12 protein-coding genes are annotated in these 18,776 nt (G+C 74.2%); 6 read left to right on the top strand and 6 right to left on the bottom strand.

Annotation, left to right across the window (positions count from 1 at the left end):
• Positions 1-24: 24 nt before the first annotated feature.
• Positions 25-681, top strand: coding sequence for a response regulator (locus ACFY8W_RS21690; RefSeq protein ID WP_391107534.1), 657 nt, complete (start codon positions 25-27; stop codon positions 679-681).
• Positions 674-2,257: a histidine kinase gene (locus ACFY8W_RS21685; RefSeq protein ID WP_391107531.1), complete on the top strand. Its 1,584-nt coding sequence runs from the start codon at positions 674-676 to the stop codon at positions 2,255-2,257. Before ACFY8W_RS21690 ends, ACFY8W_RS21685 begins: the two co-directional genes overlap by 8 nt.
• Before the next feature lie 159 nt (positions 2,258-2,416).
• Here ACFY8W_RS21685 and glgP read toward each other — a convergent pair whose 3' ends face one another.
• The 6 genes from glgP to ACFY8W_RS21655 all read right to left on the bottom strand — a co-directional run bounded on the left by glgP (position 2,417) and on the right by ACFY8W_RS21655 (position 11,629).
• Entirely contained in the window at positions 2,417-4,990 is a 2,574-nt protein-coding gene (gene glgP / locus ACFY8W_RS21680; RefSeq protein WP_391107528.1) for an alpha-glucan family phosphorylase, read from the bottom strand.
• A 76-nt stretch (positions 4,991-5,066) separates the two neighbouring features.
• The gene (locus tag ACFY8W_RS21675) at positions 5,067-6,395 is read right to left on the bottom strand and encodes an FAD-dependent monooxygenase (protein WP_391107525.1); all 1,329 of its coding nucleotides are present in this window, start codon (positions 6,393-6,395) and stop codon (positions 5,067-5,069) included.
• A gap of 15 nt (positions 6,396-6,410) precedes the next feature.
• The gene (locus tag ACFY8W_RS21670) at positions 6,411-7,508 is read right to left on the bottom strand and encodes a monodechloroaminopyrrolnitrin synthase PrnB family protein (protein ID WP_391107522.1); all 1,098 of its coding nucleotides are present in this window, start codon (positions 7,506-7,508) and stop codon (positions 6,411-6,413) included.
• A gap of 62 nt (positions 7,509-7,570) precedes the next feature.
• Complete coding sequence (locus ACFY8W_RS21665; RefSeq protein ID WP_391107520.1) at positions 7,571-9,022, bottom strand: MFS transporter; 1,452 nt, start codon at positions 9,020-9,022, stop codon at positions 7,571-7,573.
• Positions 9,019-10,449, bottom strand: a complete 1,431-nt coding sequence (locus ACFY8W_RS21660) for a 4-hydroxyphenylacetate 3-hydroxylase N-terminal domain-containing protein (protein ID WP_391107517.1) — start codon at positions 10,447-10,449, stop codon at positions 9,019-9,021. The genes ACFY8W_RS21665 and ACFY8W_RS21660 overlap by 4 nt, the downstream gene beginning before the upstream one ends.
• A 175-nt stretch (positions 10,450-10,624) precedes the next feature.
• Positions 10,625-11,629 carry a cupin domain-containing protein gene (locus tag ACFY8W_RS21655; RefSeq protein WP_391108270.1) on the bottom strand — a complete coding sequence of 335 codons (1,005 nt, stop codon included), beginning with the start codon at positions 11,627-11,629 and terminating at the stop codon, positions 10,625-10,627.
• A gap of 127 nt (positions 11,630-11,756) precedes the next feature.
• Between ACFY8W_RS21655 and ACFY8W_RS21650 the strand changes: the two genes are divergently transcribed.
• The 4 genes from ACFY8W_RS21650 (at position 11,757) to ACFY8W_RS21635 (ending at position 18,517) form a co-directional block, all read left to right on the top strand.
• Positions 11,757-12,686 (top strand): NmrA family NAD(P)-binding protein, encoded by a 930-nt coding sequence (locus tag ACFY8W_RS21650; RefSeq protein WP_391107514.1) that lies wholly within the window; start codon positions 11,757-11,759, stop codon positions 12,684-12,686.
• A gap of 561 nt (positions 12,687-13,247) precedes the next feature.
• On the top strand, positions 13,248-15,233 hold the full coding sequence (locus ACFY8W_RS21645) for a maltotransferase domain-containing protein (RefSeq protein ID WP_391107511.1): 1,986 nt from the start codon (positions 13,248-13,250) through the stop codon (positions 15,231-15,233).
• Positions 15,230-16,924, top strand: a complete 1,695-nt coding sequence (treS, locus tag ACFY8W_RS21640; protein ID WP_391107508.1) for a maltose alpha-D-glucosyltransferase — start codon at positions 15,230-15,232, stop codon at positions 16,922-16,924. Before ACFY8W_RS21645 ends, treS begins: the two co-directional genes overlap by 4 nt.
• Before the next feature lie 243 nt (positions 16,925-17,167).
• Positions 17,168-18,517 (top strand): maltokinase, encoded by a 1,350-nt coding sequence (locus tag ACFY8W_RS21635; RefSeq protein ID WP_391107505.1) that lies wholly within the window; start codon positions 17,168-17,170, stop codon positions 18,515-18,517.
• The last annotated feature ends 259 nt before the right edge of the window (positions 18,518-18,776 follow it).

Genomic DNA, 18,776 nt, shown 5'->3' with positions numbered 1-18,776 from the left:
CCGGGCCGCCCGTAGGCTGGGCGGATGATCAGGGTGCTGCTCGCGGACGACGAGGCGATGATCCGGGCCGGAGTGAAGGCGATCCTCGCCACCGATCCCGGGATCGAGGTGGTCGCCGAGGCCGGGGACGGCCACGAGGCAGTCGAACTCGCCCTCGTCCACCGGCCCGACGTCGTCCTGCTCGACATCCGGATGCCCCGGCTCGACGGGCTCGGCGCCGCCGAGGAACTGCGGCGGGCGGCGCCCGGCGCGGCGGTGGTGGTGCTCACCACCTTCTCCGAGGACGCGTACATCGAGCGGGCCCTCGGCAGCGGCGTGAGCGGCTTCCTGCTGAAGTCCGGGGATCCGCGCGAGCTGATCGCCGGGGTTCGGGCGGTCGCCGAGGGCGCCGCGTTCCTCTCGCCGGCCGTCGCGCGACGGGTCATCGACACGCTGGGCGGCGCGCGGTTCAGCCGGGCCGCCGAGGCGCGCGACCGGCTCGCCTCGCTGACCGGCCGGGAGCGGGAGGTCGTCGGCCTGGTCGGCGCGGGTCTGTCCAACCAGGAGATCGCCGCGCGGCTGCACGTGGTGGAGGCCACGGTCAAGGCCCATGTGAGCGCGGTCCTGGGCCGGACCGGGCTGCGCAACCGGGTGCGGCTGGCGGTCCTCGCGTACGAGGCGGGTCTGGTCCCCGATGCGTGAGCCGGCCGCCGGGCCGGGCGCCGGCGGGCCCGGCCGCCGAGGCTCCGGACGGGGCTTCGAGCGGACCTTCGACGTCCTGCTGTGGCTGCTGCTGTCCGTGCCGGTGCTGCTGAAGTCCGATCCCAACGACGGTGGTTCGTGGTCCGCGGTGGCCGTGGGCGTGGTGGTGCTCGCGGTGTGCGTGGCGCTGGGCCGGCGGTGGCCGGTGGTGCCGCTCGCCCTGACGATCACGGTCTCGCTCGCCCTGGCGCCCGAGCTCTTCACTCCCTCGTCCGTGCTGCCGCTGGTCGCCTTCGGCTATCTCGCCGGGCGGCGGGAGGCGCGGACCCGCACGGCCCTGTGGCTGTTCGCGGCGGTGCCGGTGGCGGGGCTCGTCCTGGTCCTGGCGACCGGCGAGGCCCTGGTGTACTGGTTCGCGCTGCTGCTCTCGATGGCCCTGGCCGTCGTCGCGCCGTGGCTGATCGGGCGGTACGTGCGGCAGTACGACCGGCTGGTGCGCAGCGGCTGGGAGCTGGCCGACCGGATGGAGCGCGAGCAGGAGGCGGTCGCCGACCGGGAGCGGCTGCGCGAGCGGTCCCGGATCGCGGGCGACATGCACGACTCGCTCGGCCACGACCTGGCGCTGCTCGCGCTGCGCGCGGGAGCGCTCGAACTCGACCCGGCCCTCGGCCCCGACCAGCAGCGCGCGGCGGGCGAGCTGCGGCGGGCGGCGGCGGACGCCACGGGCCGGCTGCGGGACATCATCGGCGTACTGCGCGAGGACGGCGAGGAGGCTCCGGTCGCCCCGCCGGACGAGTCGGTGGCCGAGCTGGTGGCCCGGGCCCGGGCCTCCGGCATGACGGTCACCCTGGAGGACGCGGCGGAGCCGCCGTCGGAGATGGCCGCCCGCGCACTGCACCGTGTGGTGCAGGAGGGCCTGACCAACGCGGCCAAGCACGCACCGGGAGCGCCGGTGGCGGTCGTGGTGACGCGCGACGCGGCGGCCACGGTGCGGGTGAGGGTCACCAGCGGGCCGGCGGGGCCGTCCGGCGAGGGTCCGGGCCCGGCGGAGGGCGCGCGGCCGGTGTCCGGCGGTACGGGGCTCGTCGGGCTCGACGAGCGGGTGCGGCTCGCCGGCGGTTCGCTGCGGCACCGGGTCACCGACGGGGGCGGGTTCGAGCTGTCCGCCGTACTGCCGCTGCGGCAGCCCGCGCCCCGGCCCGCCGCGCCGCGGTCGGCGCGGGAGCTGGACCTGGCGCGGCGGCAGGTGCGGCGGGGGCTCGCGCGGGCGATCTGGATCCCACTGGCCCTGCTCGCCGGGCTCGGTCTGCTGATGGCGGGCGTCGCCCTGTACACCCAGCACCAGACGTATCTGGAGCCGGAGGACTACGCCCTGATCCGCGTCGGCCAGACGCGCGCTGAGGTCGCCGAGCACCTACCGGACCGCCATCTCGACGGACGCCCGCAGCGCGCTCCGGCCGAGCCGCCCGGCATGGACGAGTGCCTGTACTACCGCTCGACCATGCTGGCGGCGATCCCGGTGTACCGGCTGTGCTACGTGGACGGGCGTCTGGCGGACAGGACCGCGGTGCCGTGAGCGCCCGCCGAGGGACTCGGCGAAGGGCCCGGCGAACGGCCCGGCGAAGGGCCCGGCGACGGACTCAGTGCGGGTTCTCGGCGTGGGTCTGCATACGCGGCGCCCCCACCGGAGGCACGCCCGCGCGCACAGTGCAGCGCGTCACGTCAGCGCGTGAGTTCAGCGCATCAGCACTCCCGCCCCCTCCCCCGTCGTCTCCGCGGGCAGCGCCACCAGGCCCGGCTCCGCCGGGTGGTCGAGCAGCGGGTGCGAGGGCAGCACCCGGACCGTGCAGCCGAAGGGGCCGGTGCGGTCCAGGGACAGCGCGCCCGCGTACGGCAGCCGGCCCTCCAGGTCGGGCCCGCCCGCCGGCTTGAGGACCACGGTCCGCGGGTCGAGCAGCCGGTCGTCCGCGTCCACCCGCCCGGTCACCGCCTGCACCTCGACGTCCTCGGGGCGCAGCTCGCCCAGCGACACCCGGACCCGGACGGCCGGCGTCGCGCCGAGCTCCGCGTCCTGGAGGTCGTCGCCCACCTCCACGTGGTCGACCGACACCTTCGGCCAGGCCCCGCGCACCCGGGCCTTCCAGGCGGCGAGCGAGCGGGCCGCGTCCGGGCCGAGCGCCCGGTGGGCCGCGGCGGCCGGGGCGTAGAGCCGCTCCACGTACTCCTTCACCATCCGGTCCGCGAGCACCTTGGGGCCGAGGTCGGTGAGGGTGCGCCGGACCATCGCGGTCCAGCCGGCCGGCACGCCGTCCGGGCCGCGGTCGTAGAAGCGGGGTGCGACGCGACGCTCGATCAGCTCGTAGAGCGCGGCCGCCTCCAGGTCGTCGCGGCGCTCCTCGTCGAGCGCGGCGGCACCGTCGGCGGTCGGGATCGCCCAGCCGAAGTCGGGCTCGAACCACTCGTCCCACCAGCCGTCCAGGACCGACAGGTTCAGGCAGCCGTTGAGCGCGGCCTTCATCCCGCTGGTGCCGCAGGCCTCGAGGGGCCGCAGCGGGTTGTTGAGCCACACGTCGCAGCCCGGGTAGAGGCCGCGGGCCATGCCCATGCCGTAGTCCGGCAGGAAGACGATCCGGTGCCGCACCCGCGGGTCGTCGGCGAACCGCACCAGTTCCTGGACCAGCTTCTTGCCGCCGTCGTCGGCCGGGTGCGCCTTGCCCGCGACGACCAGCTGCACCGGCCGCTCGGGGTGGAGCAGCAGCGACCGCAGCCGGTCCTTGTCGCGCAGCATCAGGGTGAGCCGCTTGTACGACGGGACCCGGCGGGCGAAGCCGATGGTGAGGACGTCGGGGTCGAGGACGCCGTCGGTCCAGCCGAGTTCGGCGGCGGCCGCGCCGCGCTGCCGCCAGGAGGCCCGCAGCCGCCGCCGTACGTCGAGGACGAGCCGTTCGCGCAGGGTGCGGCGCAGCTCCCACAGCTCGTGGTCGCTCGCGTCGCGGCCGAGCCGGGCGACCTCCGGGGCGGTCCAGGTCGGGGCGTGGACCCCGTTGGTGACCGAGGTGAGCGGGATCTCCTCGGCGTCGAAGCCGGGCCAGAGACCGGCGAACATGGCGCGGCTGACGCATCCGTGCAGGGTGGAGACGCCGTTGGCGCGGCGGGCGAGCCGCAGCCCCATGGCGGCCATGTTGAACACCCCGGGCTCGCCGCGGAGCGGCGTCTCGTCGCCGAGCGCGAGGATCCGGCCGGTGTCGACGCCGGGCAGCACGCCGTCCTCGCCGAAGTGGCGGGCGACGAGCGCCCGGTCGAATCGGTCGATGCCGGCCGCGACGGGCGTGTGGGTGGTGAACACCGTCCCGGCGCGTACGGCCTCCAGGGCGGCGTCGAAGTCGAGCCCCTGCCCGAGCCCCCCGGGAGCCGGCCGCTCGCCGAGTTCGCGGATGCGTTCGAGCCCGAGGAAGCCGGCGTGGCCCTCGTTGGTGTGGAACACCTCCGGCTGCGGGGTGCCGGTGAGCCGGCAGTACGTCCGCACCGCGCGGACGCCTCCGATGCCGAGCAGCATCTCCTGGAGCAGCCGGTGCTCGCTGCCGCCGCCGTACAGGCGGTCGGTGACCTCCCGTTCGCCGGGCGCGTTCTCCTCGACGTCCGAGTCGAGCAGCAGCAGCGGGACCCGGCCGACCTGGGCGATCCAGACGTGGGCGTGCAGACTGCGCCCGCCGGGCAGGGCGAGGGCGACCCGGGCGGGAGCGCCGTCGGGCTCGCGGAGCAGGGTGAGCGGCAGCTCGCCCGGGTCGAGCACCGGGTAGTGCTCCTGCTGCCAGCCGTCCCGGGAGAGCGACTGCCGGAAGTAGCCGTGCCGGTAGAGCAGTCCGACGCCGATCAGCGGGACGCCCAGGTCACTGGCGGCCTTGAGGTGGTCGCCGGCCAGGATGCCGAGGCCGCCGGAGTACTGGGGCAGGGCGGCGGTGATGCCGAACTCGGGCGAGAAGTACGCGACCGAGGCGGGCGGCTCGCCCTGTTGCCCCTGGTACCAGCGGGGTTCGGTCAGATAGCGGTCGAGGTCCTCGGCCGCGGCGCGCAGCCGGGCCAGGAAGTCCTGGTCGGCGGCGAGCGCGGCGAGCCGTCCGCTGTCGATGGCGCCGAGCGCGCGGACGGGGTCGCCGTCGGCGGCGCGGACCCCTTCCGGGTCCACGCTCTCGAAGAGTTCGCGGGTGGGGTCGTGCCAGGACCAGCGCAGGTTCTGCGCCAGGTCGGCGAGGGGTCGAAGGGTGTCGGGGAGGACGGGACGCACGGTGAATCGACGGATTGCCTTCACGTGTTCCACCTTCGCAGGCCGTGACGGGGCGGAGCGGAAGCACCACGCTGTGCCTCCGCGGTTCCGTTCCGGGAGCCTAGGCGACGCCCGCCGGTCCCACCACGGCGCGCGAGGGGAGGTACGGCGGCCCGTAGGGGGAGCCCTGGTTGACGGTGGCCGGGTCGAAGGCGCCGGTCGTGGCGTAGCGGCGGGCGATGTCGGCCAGTTCCTCGGCGGGGATGACCTGGTGGACGTCGGTGAAGCCGTGCGGGGCGCGCCGGTGGGCGAGGTCGATGACGACCTCGGGTCCCTGTCGCCGGTTGGCCTCCTGGAGCGCGGTGGTCACCGGCCGCCGGTCCGCCTCGTAGGCGCGCAGGGCCTCGGCGGGGTCGCGGTGGGCGGCGAGCGCGTGGGCGAGGGCGCGGGCGTCGACGATCGACTGGCTGGCGCCGTTGGAGCCGATCGGGTACATGGCGTGGGCGGCGTCGCCGATGAGCGTGGTGCGGCCGTGGCTCCAGCGGTCGAGCGGGTCGCGGTCGACCATGGGGTACGCGTGGGCGGTCTCGGCGGCGCGCAGCACGTCGGTGACGCGGACGCCGTCGAACTCCCAGCCCTCGTAGTGGTGCAGGAAGGTCTCCACGCCGACGGCGCGGCTCCAGTCGCCGAGGTCGTCCGGGTCGGGCACGGTGGCGGCGGGCCCGGCGAGCGCCCAGTTGACGAGGACACGGCCGTCGGCGGGACGGCTCATCGGGTAGACGACGGCCTTCCGGCGGTCGTCGCCGGCGATGAGCATGAAGGGCGGGGCCGTCCGGGCGGGCATCGGGGAGACGCCGCGCCAGACCAGCATGCCGTTCCACGGCGGGCGGCCCTCGCCGGGGTTCAGCGCGGCCCGGACGGCCGAGCGGATGCCGTCGGCGCCGATCAGCACGTCGGGTTCGAGCGAGGCACGGCCGCGCCGGCCGCCGCGGTCGCGGTGCTCCAGGCGCAACAGGGGCTGCCCGCAGGGGCGGACGTCCACGCCGGTCACGCGGACGCCCGTGAGGACGGCCGCGGGGCCGAGCCGCTCGCGTACGGCGTCGCCGAGCACGCGCTGCAGGTGGGCGCGGTGGACGGAGAGCTGGGGCCAGCGGTATCCGGCGCCCAGGCCGCGCGGTTCGCGGGATATCAGGCCGCCGGAGCGGTGGTAGTAACGCAGCTCGCGGGTGCGCAGGGCGGCGCCCGCCTCCAGGGCGGGCAGCAGGTCGAGCGCGTCGAGTTCGCGGACGGCGCCCGGCATGAGGTTGAGCCCGGCGCCGGCCGGCCGGGGCGCGCGGGCGGCCTCGACGACGCTGATCCGGGGGAATCCGACGGCGTGCAGGGCGAGCGCGGCGGTGAGCCCGGCGATGCCGCCGCCGGCGATCACGACGTGCGGGGTGTGGGGGGCCATGGGGTTCTCCGGAGGTCAGAGGGTCTGGCGCACGAGCGTCTCGTTGGCGCGGGTGAGGTCGAGGAGCGTGCGGAGCAGGGCGACGGGGGCGCCGCCGCTGCCCTCCTCGTACAGGCGCAGGTCGTCGCGGTAGGCCTTGCGGGCCAGCGTGAAGTGGCGGGCGCGGAAGGACTTGAGGATGCGCAGGACGCGCGCGAGCGAGTCGGCGGAGGCGGCCAGCTGTGGCGGGATGCGGTCGCCGCTCTCCCAGCTGAGGGCGGCGGAGAGCTTGCTGACGGCGGAGACGCCGCCGTGGTGCCGGGCGTGGAACTCGCGCCAGGACGGCAGGGCGTACGGGATCGACTCGGCGAGGAAGGCGTCGTAGGCCGGGTCGGAGCGGTCGCACTGCCAGAGGGTCAGGTCGATCAGCCAGAGCGGGACCTGGGCGGCGGCGGGCCCGAGGTAGGCGCGCCCGGCCACGTCGATCTCCTCGAAGTAGGGGCGCAGGGTGCGGGCGAAGTACTCGGGCGTGACCTGGGCGACGGTGAGGTCGATGGCGTCGACCAGGGACTGGACGTGCTGGGCGGTGCGGTCGAGAGCGAGCGCGAAGCCGGGGTCGTACGGTTCGAGCCGGGCGGTCCTGGCGCAGGCGTCGAGGGCGGCGACGAGGGCCGGGAAGGACATCCGTACGGCTTCCTGGAGGTGGGCCTCCATCGGGTGCCCGGTGTACGTGCGGCGGCGTGGTCCCGGCGGGTTCCAGGTCGTGTAGTGGTGGACGGTGTCGCGGGGCACCATGTCGGTGCGGCGGCCGAGGAGTTCCAGGACCGGCAGGACCTCGGGGACGGCGCTGACGGGCTGGATGCCGTGCCGCTTCAGCGAGCCGAGGAGCAGGCCCAGGTCGCGCATCGCGGCGAGCGCGTCGACCACGCTCCAGCCGGCGGCGAGGTCCGGGTCGGGGACGAGGGCGCGCAGGGCGACGGCCAGCGCGGCGGTGTCGGCGTCGGCGTTCATCGCGGGCACGGCGGCCAGGACGGCGTCCGCGCCGAGCGGGTCGGCGGCGCGTATGTCGGCGACCCGGTAGCGCGGGTCGGTTCGTTCGTCGAGTCCGGGCACGACGAGTTCGTACAGCGTCACGGAAGCCCCCTCGGGAGAGGTAGGTGAGGTGTCGGGGTGGGCGGTGACCGCTGGGGCGGCGGTCAGCGCGGCTCGCCCACCCGGTCCCGGCGCGGTGGCGCCGTGACGGGGGCGGGCGGGCGCAGCCGTACGGCGAGGAGTGCGGCGCCGGCTGCGAGGGCCGCGCCGCAGAGCAGCGCGGCGCGGAAGCCGCCGGTCTCGGCGGCGGGCGTGGGGGTTCCGGTGGTGCCGGTGACGGCGGTGGCGACGGCGACGAGGACGGCGAGTCCGAGGACCGCGCCGAACTGCTGGCTGGTGTTGACGAGTCCGGACGCGAGCCCGGTCTCCTCGGGCGCCGCGTCGGCGGTGGCGGCGACGTTCGTGGTGACGACGACGAGCGGCAGGGCGAGGCCCAGGACCAGACTGGGCGCGAGCACGGTGCCGGCGAAGCCGCCGTCGGCGGCGAGCGCGAGCCCGAGCCAGGCCGTGCCGGCGGCGAGCAGCACGAAGCCGAGGGTCATGGTGCGGGCGAGCCCGAGCCGGAAGACGATCCGCCCGGTCTGCGGGGCGACGGCGACGACGACCAGGGACAGCGGGAGCAGCGCGAGCCCGCCGCCGAGCGGCGAGTGGTGGAGCACGTGCTGCATGTACAGGCTGACCAGGAAGAACATCGGGAAGAGCGCCGTCTGGGCCAGCGCTGCCAGCAGGTTGGCCCGTCGCAGGACGGGCCTGCGCAGCACGTCGGGCGGCACAAGCGGTGCGGCGGCGCGGCGCTCGACGAGGCCGAACACGCCGAGCAGGACGAGTCCGCCGGCGGCGGTGGCGAGGGTCACGGGCGCGAGCCACCCGTGCTCGCCGCCCCCGACGAGCGCGTACGCGAGGAGTCCGAGGCCGGCGGTGGCGGTGAGGGCCCCGGCGAGGTCGAAGCGCGCAGCACCGCGTCCCGTGGCCGGCGGCGGTCCGGCGTCGCCCGGTGCTCCTCGCAGCGCCGGGGCCAGGGCCGCCAGCGCCGCCGCCGCGAGGACGTTCAGCCAGAAGGTGGAGCGCCAGCCGAGGAGGGCGGTGAGGGCGCCGCCGAGGGCCGTGCCGAGGACGCCGCCCAGGCCGCCCATCGCCGCGAAGACGCCGAGCGCCCGGTGGCGGGCGGGCCCGTCGGGGAAGAGGACGAGCAGCAGGGCGAAGGCGGCGGCCGCGGCGAATGCGGCACCGACGCCCTGCGCGGCCCGGGCGGCGACCAGGACGGCCGGGTTCGGGGCGAGCCCGCCGGCCGCGGAGGCGGTGGCGAGGAGGGCGAGCCCGGCGAGGAAGAGCCGGCGGTGGCCCAGCAGGTCGGCGGCGCGCCCGCCGAGGAGCAGCAGCCCGCCGAAGGTGATGAGGTAGGCGTTGGCGACCCAGGACAGGCCCGCGGCGCCCGGGCCCAGGTCGGCGCCGACCGACGGCAGCGCGACGTTGACGATCGCGGTGTCCATGATCAGCAGCAGCTGGGTGGCGGCGAGCACGCCCAGGGCGCCCCGGGGCGCGGCGGCGGCCCTCACCGGACGGTCCCCAGGTCGTAGCCGTCGAGACAGGCGCGGGCCAGCGCCTCGCAGTCGTCGGCGCCGCCCGCCCAGGTCTGCATGGTGAGGTAGACGTGCGGGGCGCCCTGGTAGAAGCGCTCGTAGTGCCCGTGCCGTCCGGCGAACTCGGAGCCCAGCGCGTCCCACGCCAGCTTGAGGAGCTTGATCCGGTCCTCGGCGGTCCCGCCGGGCGTGCGGACGTACTTCCGCAGCACGGGACCGAGTTCGGGGTGGAGCAGGTCGCGGCCGCTCGCCGGGAGCTGGATCAGCGCGCCGCCCGCGAGCAGCCGGATGTCCTCCACGGCCCGGGGGTGGATCTCGCCCGCCATGATCCGCTGGGCGAAGGAGATCTCCTGCCCGGGCCGCACCCCGCCGCGCCCGCCGTCGACCTCCTCCCAGGAGGCCTCGGCGCCGAGCACGAAGGCCTTGGCCTGGGCGACCATGCCGAGGAGCCGGCCGACGGCCTGGGTGACGGCGGGCAGCCCGTCGGTGCCGTTGGACCGGACGATCAGGATGGCGAGGCCGGTGAGGAACTCCAGCTTGGTCCAGAAGCGGGTCGCGGACTGGTGGGTGAAGTTGAGGTAGGCGGGCGTGCGCCACCACATGCCGGCGGTGGCGGCCGGGTCCCGGTAGGTCAGCACCCGCTCCCACGGCACGAACACGTCGTCGCACACGAGCAGCGCGTCGTTCTCGTCGTAGCGGGCGGACAGCGGCTGGTCGAAGACGGAGCGGGCGCGCTGCTCGTAGGAGGTGCGGGAGACCAGCCGGAGGCCGGGGCTGTCGACGGGCACGGAGAAGCTGAGGGCGTGCTCGGTGTCGTCGGGCGCGAGCGGTTCGATCGTGCCGACGAGGATCTCGTCGGCGAAGACGGCGCCGGTGCCGACGGTCTTCGCGCCGCGGACCACGATCCCGTCGTCGCGCTCCTCGACCACCCGGACGAGCAGGTCGTCCTCTCCGGTGCCGGAGGCCGGGTTGGTGATGGTGAAGGCGCAGAAGAGGTCGGACTCGGCGAGCCGGCGGTGGAAGGCCAGGGCGTGCTCCGCGCCGTCGAAGCCGTCGCCGGTGAAGGCGCCGGGGACGGCCGCGAACCCGGCGGCGCCGGAGGCCATGTAGTCGGGCGTGCGGCCGAGGAAGCCGTAGCTGGCCTCCGCCCACAGTTTGTACGCGCGCCGCCGGGCGACCAGGTCCTCGTACGAGCGGGGGACGGCGTAGGCCCGGTGCACGCCGCCCGCGCGCAGGACGGAGCGGTGGGCCGGGTCGGCGGCGAGGTCGTGGAGCCGGGCGAAGGAGGCCGCCGCGGAGCGGAACGCGGGGTGGACGGTGACGTCCTTGACGCGTTCGCCGTCCAGCCACACCTCCCGCCCGTCGCGCAGGGCCTCCAGATACTCCTGCCCGGACCTGGTCACCGGTGGTCGCCTCTCCTCGGGGTGCACGGGGGTGGTGGTGCGGCTGTGCCGTCCCGAGCCTCCCGGCGCGTGCCCCCGAGGGCAATGAGCGTCCGTCCAGGGCTCCTTAAGAACCGGCCACGCCGAGGGGAGGAATCGGCCGGTTCGGGCGGAAGCCGCTGCACGCCCGCGTCGGTCAGGCCGCGCTGGCGACCCCCGACCGGTACTCGCCCGGTGTCACGCCGTACCACTTGCGGAAGGCGAGGTGGAATCCGACGGCGCTCTGGTAGCCGACCCGGGCCGGGACCGCCGACTGCGGGAGCGAGGTCTCGGTGAGCAGCCGGGCGGCCTCCTGCATGCGGCGGGCGGTGAGGTGCCGGGCGGGTGACTCCCCGACGAGTTCGCGGAAGGCGGCGGTGAACGCGGAGCGGGACATGCCGACCTCGCGGGCGAGCGAGTCGATGGTCCAGGGTTCGGCGAACCGGGTCGCGATCATCACCAGGGCCCGGCTGATGCCGGGGTGCCGCAGCACGGGCAGCGAGGCGGGGTTCCCGGCGAGTTCGCGGAGCAGCGGGCGCAGCGCGAGGACCAGGGCCATCTCGAAGGCGCGCAGGGTGATGAGCCGGTCGCCGGGTTCGACGGGCCGGTCGGCGGAGGCCAGCAGCCGCAGGGTGTCGCGGAGCAGCGGCTCTCGGTCGACCTGGGCACGGTCGAGGACGAGGGCCCAGGGCAGCGCGTGGTAGAGGCCGGTGGCGGCGCTGGCGTCGTAGTGGAGTCCGGCGCAGAGCAGCCGGCTCTCGTCGCCGGTGCCCTCGATGCGGATCTCGCCGGAGGTGCCGGCCTTGCGCTCGGGCAGCACGGCCTTGAGCGGGATGCCCTGGCGGTCGGGGCGGTCGGAGAGCCGGTGGGCGACGCCGGTGGGGAAGACGATCAGGTCTCCGGCGCGCAGTTCGATGGGGGCGTGGCCGTCGCCGGTGATCCAGCAGCCGCCCTCGACGATGTAGTGGAGCACGGCACAGCTCTGCTCGGCGTCGCCCTCGATGGCCCAGGGCGCGCTGACGTGCCAGCGGCTGTCGAAGACTCCGGTGAGGCGGAGCGGTTTGAGGAGTTCGCTCAGGAGGTCCTCGTGCTCGGCCTCGCTGCGCTCGGACCAGCTGGCGCGGTCGGCCTGACGGTCGGTGTCAGTGCCCTGGGTTCCCACGGTGGCCATGGACGATCCCTCAACTTCCGCCCCTGTTTGTTAATTGAACGGATGAAACGCCGCGACCAGCCTGGAAAGGAACCGGAACCGGCAGCGGTCACAGCCTATCGAAGGGCCTCATCGACACATGTCCAGTCAGAATCCGATGCGGGTGGCGGTCGTGGGGGCGACCGGTTTCCAGGGCGGTGCGGTGGCGCGGCTGCTGACTCAGCGGCATCACCGGGTCCGTACGCTGACGCGCCGTCCGGAGGGCGACCGTCCGCCGCTGCCGGGGGCGGAGTTCGTGGCGGGCGAGCTCGCCGACGCGCGGGCGGTGCACCGGCTGTTCGAGGGCGTGACGCACGCCTTCGTCACGCTGCCCCTGGTGTACGAGGCCGAGCGGGTCCGTGCGTACGCGACGCACATCGCGGACGCGGCGCTCGACGCGGGCGTCGAGCGGCTGGTCTTCAACACGAACACCCGGGTGCCGCAGGCTCCGACGACGGTGGCGGCGTTCGAGACCCGCCGGGTCGCGGAGGAGGTGTTCCGCGGCCGTGGGCTGCCGCTGGTGGTGGTCCGGCCGCCGGTGTACCTGGACAACCTGTTCTCGCCGTGGAACGGGCCGGGCCTGGTGAACGAGGGCGTGCTGGCCTATCCGCTGCCGTCGGCGGCGCCGACCGCGTGGATCTCGCACCGGGACCTGGCGGAGGCGGCGTACGGGGCGCTGACCCGGGAGGGCCTGGAGGACAGGGTCTTCGACATCGGCGGCGCGCTCTCGCTGACCGGCGCCGACCTGGCGGCGGCGTTCGGGCGGGGCCTGGGGCGCTCGGTGCGCTACGTGCCGCTGCGGCCCGAGCACTTCGAACGGGGCCTCGCACAGCTGCTCGGCCCGGAGACGGCAGCCGGGGTTGCGGGCATCTACCACTACATGGCGACGGGCGGCGACCCGCTTCTGATGGCGGGCGACGACGGGGTGTCGGCGGAGGCCCTGGGCGTGACGCCGGCCCCGGTGGAGGAGTGGGTGACCCGTCAGCCGTGGCAGGTGTGGTCGAGCGACACGGAGGACCAGCCCGCCTGACCGCCCGTCCGGCGCCGCCCGCCCGTCCGGCCACCCGGCCGCCGCCCGCGCGCCTGACCACCCGCCCGCCTGACCGCCCGTCCGGCGCCGCCCGCCGCCCGACCGGCCGTCAGACCGGCCGTCCCGTCAGACCGGCCGTCAGACCGGCCCTCCCGTCAGACCGGCCGTCCGCTCGACCGTCCGACGGACGTTCTCCCCTGGGCGCGACCGCGGCGCCGCGCGCCGGCCGCGCGGCGCCGCACACCTCCTGGGTCCGGAGCCACGGCCCGGACCCGGGGGCACCACCGGCCCCGTCCCACAAGGACGGGGCCGGTTTCTTGTCCGGGAGGAGTTCTTGCCGGTCCGGCTACGCCCTAGTAGTTAACAAAGCGCCGGATTGCCCACCCGAAAACCGGGGGAAGGCTCCTTTCCGTACCCCTTCGTACTCCCTCTAGACCCGCCATTCGAGTGAACGCGCACAGGAGCGGCCATGCGCGCAACTGACAGGCCGCCGACGGAGCTAGAAAGAGCGCACACCACCCGCACCCTCGCGAACCGTCAGGTGATGCCGTGAATCCGCTCATGGGACGTATTCCCGTCTTGGACGTCCGCCCGCTGGTCGACTGTGGCCGCCGCCCCGCCAAGGCGGTGGTGGGCGAGACCTTCGAGGTCACCGCCACCGTCTTCCGTGAGGGCCATGACGCCGTAGCCGCCAATGTCGTGCTGCGCGGCCCGTCGGGCCGGCCGGGCCCGTGGACCCCGATGCGCGAACTGGCGCCCGGGACCGACCGCTGGGGCGCCGAGGTCACCCCGGACGCCGAAGGCTCGTGGACGTACACGGTCGAGGCGTGGAGCGACCCTCTCTCGACCTGGCGGCACACCGCGAAGATCAAGATCCCGGCCGGGATCGACTCCGAACTGGTCCTCGCCGAGGGCGCGGAGCTGCACGAGCGGGCCGCCAAGGGCGTGCCGAAGAAGGGCGGCGGCCGGGAGGCGGTGCTCGCCGTCGCGGACACGCTGCGCGACGATTCCCGGCCGGCCGCCGTCCGGCTCGCCGCGGCGCTCGCGCCCCGGGTGCTGGAGATCCTGGACCGCCATCCGCTGCGCGAACTGGTGTCGAAGTCCCCGGCGTTGCCGCTGCGGGTGGAACGCGAGCGGGCGCTCTTCGGTTCCTGGTACGAGTTCTTCCCGCGCTCCGAGGGCGTACGGAAGGTACGCGGGCGGACCGTGCCCGGCACGTTCCGCACGGCGGCCGAGCGGCTGCCGGCGATCGCCGCGATGGGCTTCGACGTCGTCTACCTGCCGCCGATCCACCCGATCGGCGTCACCCACCGCAAGGGCCCGAACAACTCGTTGTCGGCGAGCCCGGAGGACGTGGGCGTGCCGTGGGCCATCGGCTCGCCGGAGGGCGGGCACGACGCGGTCCACCCGGACCTGGGCACGATCGAGGACTTCGACGCGTTCGTGGCCCGGGCGGGCGAGCTGCGCCTGGAGATCGCGCTCGACTTCGCGCTGCAGTGTTCGCCCGACCACCCGTGGGTGGAGAAGCACCCGGAGTGGTTCACCCGCCGCCCGGACGGCTCGATCGCGTACGCCGAGAACCCGCCGAAGAAGTACCAGGACATCTATCCCCTCGCGTTCGACAACGACATGGACGGGATCGTCGCGGAGACCGTGCGGGTGCTGCGGCACTGGATGGACCACGGCGTGCGGATCTTCCGGGTGGACAACCCGCACACCAAGCCGGTGGTGTTCTGGGAGCGGGTGATCAGGCAGATCAACGGCAGCGACCCGGACGTGGTGTTCCTGGCCGAGGCGTTCACCCGGCCCGCGATGATGCACACCCTCGGCGCGATCGGCTTCCAGCAGTCGTACACCTACTTCACCTGGCGCAACACGAAGGCGGAGCTGACCGAGTACCTCACGGAGCTCTCCGGGGACGCCGCCGCGCACATGCGGCCCAACCTGTTCGTGAACACCCCGGACATCCTGCACGCCTACCTCCAGCACGGCGGCCGGCCGGCCTTCGAGGTGCGCGCGGTGCTCGCCGCGACCCTCTCGCCGACCTGGGGCCTCTACGCCGGTTACGAGCTGTGCGAGAACACCCCGCTGCGGGACGGCAGCGAGGAGTACCTGGACTCGGAGAAGTACCAACTGCGTCCCCGCGACTGGGAGTCGGCGGAACGCTCGGGTGCCTCCATCGCCCCGCTGATCACCACCCTGAACCGGGTCAGGCGCCGCAACCCGGCCCTGCGCCGGCTGCGGAACCTGACCTTCCACGCGACCGACAACGACGCCGTCATCGCGTACTCCAAGCGCTCGGGTCCGAACACCGTCCTGGTGGTCGCCAACCTCGACCCCCACCACACCCAGGAGGCCACGGTCTCGTTGAACATGCCGGAACTCGGCCTCGCGTGGCACGAGACCGTGCCGGTGCGCGACGAGCTCACCGGCGAGACCTATCACTGGGGCAGGGCCAACTACGTGCGCCTCGAGCCGGGTGTCACACCCGCACACGTACTCGTCCTGCGACCGTCCCCGCAGACCGGAGGGTCACCCACATCATGACAGTCAACGAACCCGTCCCCGACACCTTCGAGGACACCCCCGCCAAGGACCGCGACCCCGAGTGGTTCAAGCGGGCGGTCTTCTACGAGGTCCTGGTCCGCTCCTTCCAGGACAGCAACGGCGACGGAGTCGGCGACCTGAAGGGCATCACGTCCCGCCTGGACTACCTGCAGTGGCTGGGCGTGGACTGCCTCTGGCTGCCGCCGTTCTTCAAGTCCCCGCTGCGGGACGGCGGCTACGACGTCGCCGACTACACCTCGGTGCTCCCGGAGTTCGGCGACCTCGCCGACTTCGTGGAGTTCGTGGACGCGGCCCACGCGCGGGGCATGCGCGTGATCATCGACTTCGTCATGAACCACACGAGCGACGCGCACCCGTGGTTCCAGGAGTCCCGCAGCGATCCCGAAGGTCCCTACGGCGACTACTACGTCTGGGCCGACGACGACAAGCAGTTCCCGGACGCCCGGATCATCTTCGTCGACACCGAGACCTCCAACTGGACCTTCGACCCGGTCCGCAAGCAGTACTACTGGCACCGCTTCTTCTCCCACCAGCCGGACCTCAACTACGAGAACCCGGCGGTCCAGGAGGAGATCCTGTCCGCGCTGCGCTTCTGGCTGGACCTGGGCATCGACGGCTTCCGGCTCGACGCGGTGCCGTACCTCTACCAGGAGGAGGGCACCAACTGCGAGAACCTGCCCGCGACCCACGCCTTCCTCAAGCGGGTCCGCAGGGAGATCGACGAGCACTACCCGGACCGGGTGCTGCTCGCCGAGGCCAACCAGTGGCCCGAGGACGTGGTCGACTACTTCGGCGACTTCCGCTCGGGCGGCGACGAGTGCCACATGGCCTTCCACTTCCCGGTGATGCCGCGCATCTTCATGGCCGTGCGGCGCGAGTCCCGCTATCCGGTCTCGGAGATCCTGGCGAAGACCCCGGAGATCCCGGCGGGCTGCCAGTGGGGCATCTTCCTGCGCAACCACGACGAGCTCACCCTCGAGATGGTCACGGACGAAGAGCGCGACTACATGTACGCCGAGTACGCCAAGGACCCCCGGATGCGGGCCAACATCGGCATCCGGCGGCGGCTCGCCCCGCTCCTCGACAACGACCGCAAGCAGATGGAGCTGTTCACCGCGCTGCTCTTCGCCCTGCCCGGTTCGCCGGTGCTGTACTACGGCGACGAGATCGGCATGGGCGACAACATCTGGCTGGGCGACCGGGACGGGGTGCGGACCCCGATGCAGTGGACGCCGGACCGCAACGCCGGCTTCTCCTCCTGCGATCCGGGGCGGCTCTACCTGCCGGCCATCATGGACCCGGTCCACGGCTACCAGGTGACCAACGTGGAGGCGGGGATGGCCTCGCCGTCCTCGCTGCTGCACTGGACGAAGCGGATGATCGAGATCCGCAAGCAGAACCGCGCCTTCGGGACCGGCTCGTACACCGAACTGCCCTCGTCCAACCCGGCGGTGCTCGCCTTCCTCCGCGAGGACGGCGACGACCAGGTCCTCTGCGTGAACAACTTCTCGCGGTTCGCGCAGCCGACCGAACTCGACCTGCGCCGCTTCGACGGCGTCAAACCGGTGGAACTGATCGGCGGGGTGAAGTTCCCGGCGATCGGCCAGTGGCCGTATCTGCTCACGCTGGCCGGGCACGGGTTCTACTGGTTCCGCCTCAAGCGATCCTGAAGTACCGTCAGTTCAGTTCTGTCCCGTGTGGGGCGGTTTCCGCCGCCCCACACCGGGAACTGTGTCCCACACACGATTCAGGTCACCTCAGGTCCATACGGGCCTTCTTGTCGGGCCCATACGGATCTTCCCCTTTCGACACGTCCCGCACAGCCGGACAGCCGAAGCCGCCATCCGGGACACTCTGCGCATTTGAACGCTTACGAACACCCCTTGCGCACCCCGGGGAAAGGACGCGATGCCATGCCGGAGACCGCATCCACAACCCGGGCCCCGGACGCCCTCCTCGCCTCGCTCACGCCCTTGCTGCACACCTGGCTGCCCCGGCAGCGCTGGTTCGCCGGCAAGGGCCGCCGGGTCACCGGGTTCACCCTGGACGCGGCCACCGAGCTGCTGCCGCTGGACGGCACCGGACCCGGTCTCCTCCACCTGCTCGTACGGGTCGAACAGCCGGGCCGCCCGGCCGGAACACCCGCCGACTGCTACCAGTTGCTCCTCGGCGTGCGGCCCCAGCTGCCGCCGCGCCTGGCCCCCGCCCTGATCGGGCGGATCCGCCAGGGCCCGCTCGCCGGGCGGGCCGTCTACGAGGGGCTGCGCGACCCGCGCCTCGCCGGTCTGCTCTACGAACGGCTGCGCAGCCCCGGCCGGGTCGGACCGCTGCGCTTCCACGCCACGGCCCCGCTGCCACCGGCGCTCGCGCCCCGGATGCTGGACGCCGAACAGTCCAACTCCTCGCTCGTCTATGGAGATTCGTTCATCCTCAAGATCTTCCGACGGGTCAGCCCGGGCGCCAACCCGGACCTGGAACTGCCGCTCGCCCTCGCCGGTGCCGGCTGCGAACGGGTCCCGGCACCGGTTGCCTGGCTCGAGACGGGCGCGGCCACGCTGGGCGTCCTGCAGCCGTACCTGCGCGGCTCGCGCGACGGCTGGCGGCTCGCCCTCGACGCGCTCGCCGACGGAAGGGAGTTCACCACCGAGGCCCGTGCGCTCGGCCGGGCCACCGCCGAGGTCCATCTCGCCCTGGCCACCGCCCTGCCCACCGAACGGCTCCGGCGCGACCGGGCCGTGCACCTGGCCGCCGCGATGGACGCCCGGCTGCACGCCGCCGCCCAGGCGGTGCCCGCGCTCCTGCCGTACGTGCCGGGGCTGCGGGCGGTGTTCGCCGCGGCCGGCGACGCGGCGGGCGCGGGCCCGCTCCAGCGGATCCACGGCGACCTGCACCTCGGGCAGACGCTGCGCGGCTCCGACGGGGCCTGGGCGGTGATCGACTTCGAGGGCGAGCCGGCGAAGCCGCTGGACGAGCGGCGCAGCCCGCAGCCGCCGGTCCGCGACATCGCGGGCATGCTCCGCTCCTTCGACTACGCGGCCCGCACCCACCGGCCCTGGAACGCCGAGTGGGCGGCCCGCTGCCGCGCCGCCTACTGCGCCGGCTACGCCGAGGCCGCGGGCACGGACCCGCGCGACCACCCGGCCCTGCTGCACGCCTACGAGACCGACAAGGCGGTCTACGAGGTCGTGTACGAGGCCCGGCATCGCCCGGACTGGCTGCCGGTCCCGATGGCGGCCATCGAACGCCTGGCGACCGGCGCATGACCGTCGCGTCCGTCCGGCGGGGTCCCCGGACCCCGCCGGGCCGCCGGACGGTGCCCCGTCCGGCGGGCGGGCCCCGTTCGGACCAACGCCCGGCCGGGCGGGGTGCCCGTCCCGCCTGCGGGGCACAGGACGGAGCCCGTTCGGCCGAGTGTCCGGTGCGCTCCCGGCGCCGTTGCGCTTGCGTGGAAACCGCCGGGCGCGCTCCGGTGGATTCCCCGCACCCCCCTGCACATCACCCTCTCCCCCTCCAGGAGGCATC

The organism is Streptomyces sp. NPDC012637 (genome assembly GCF_042954805.1).
Taxonomy (GTDB): Bacteria; Actinomycetota; Actinomycetes; order Streptomycetales; family Streptomycetaceae; genus Streptomyces.
This window is presented reverse-complemented; position numbering and strand designations above follow the sequence as displayed.

What these genes read in the sequence shown, in the direction of transcription:
- ACFY8W_RS21690 (WP_391107534.1), top strand. Translation starts at nt 25, where the DNA reads ATGATCAGGGTGCTGCTCGCGGACGACGAGGCGATGATCCGGGCCGGA.
- treS (WP_391107508.1), top strand. Translation starts at nt 15,230, where the DNA reads ATGACAGTCAACGAACCCGTCCCCGACACCTTCGAGGACACCCCCGCC.
- ACFY8W_RS21645 (WP_391107511.1), top strand. Translation starts at nt 13,248, where the DNA reads ATGGGACGTATTCCCGTCTTGGACGTCCGCCCGCTGGTCGACTGTGGC.
- ACFY8W_RS21675 (WP_391107525.1), bottom strand. Translation starts at nt 6,395, where the DNA reads ATGGCCCCCCACACCCCGCACGTCGTGATCGCCGGCGGCGGCATCGCC.
- ACFY8W_RS21650 (WP_391107514.1), top strand. Translation starts at nt 11,757, where the DNA reads ATGTCCAGTCAGAATCCGATGCGGGTGGCGGTCGTGGGGGCGACCGGT.
- ACFY8W_RS21685 (WP_391107531.1), top strand. Translation starts at nt 674, where the DNA reads ATGCGTGAGCCGGCCGCCGGGCCGGGCGCCGGCGGGCCCGGCCGCCGA.
- ACFY8W_RS21635 (WP_391107505.1), top strand. Translation starts at nt 17,168, where the DNA reads ATGCCGGAGACCGCATCCACAACCCGGGCCCCGGACGCCCTCCTCGCC.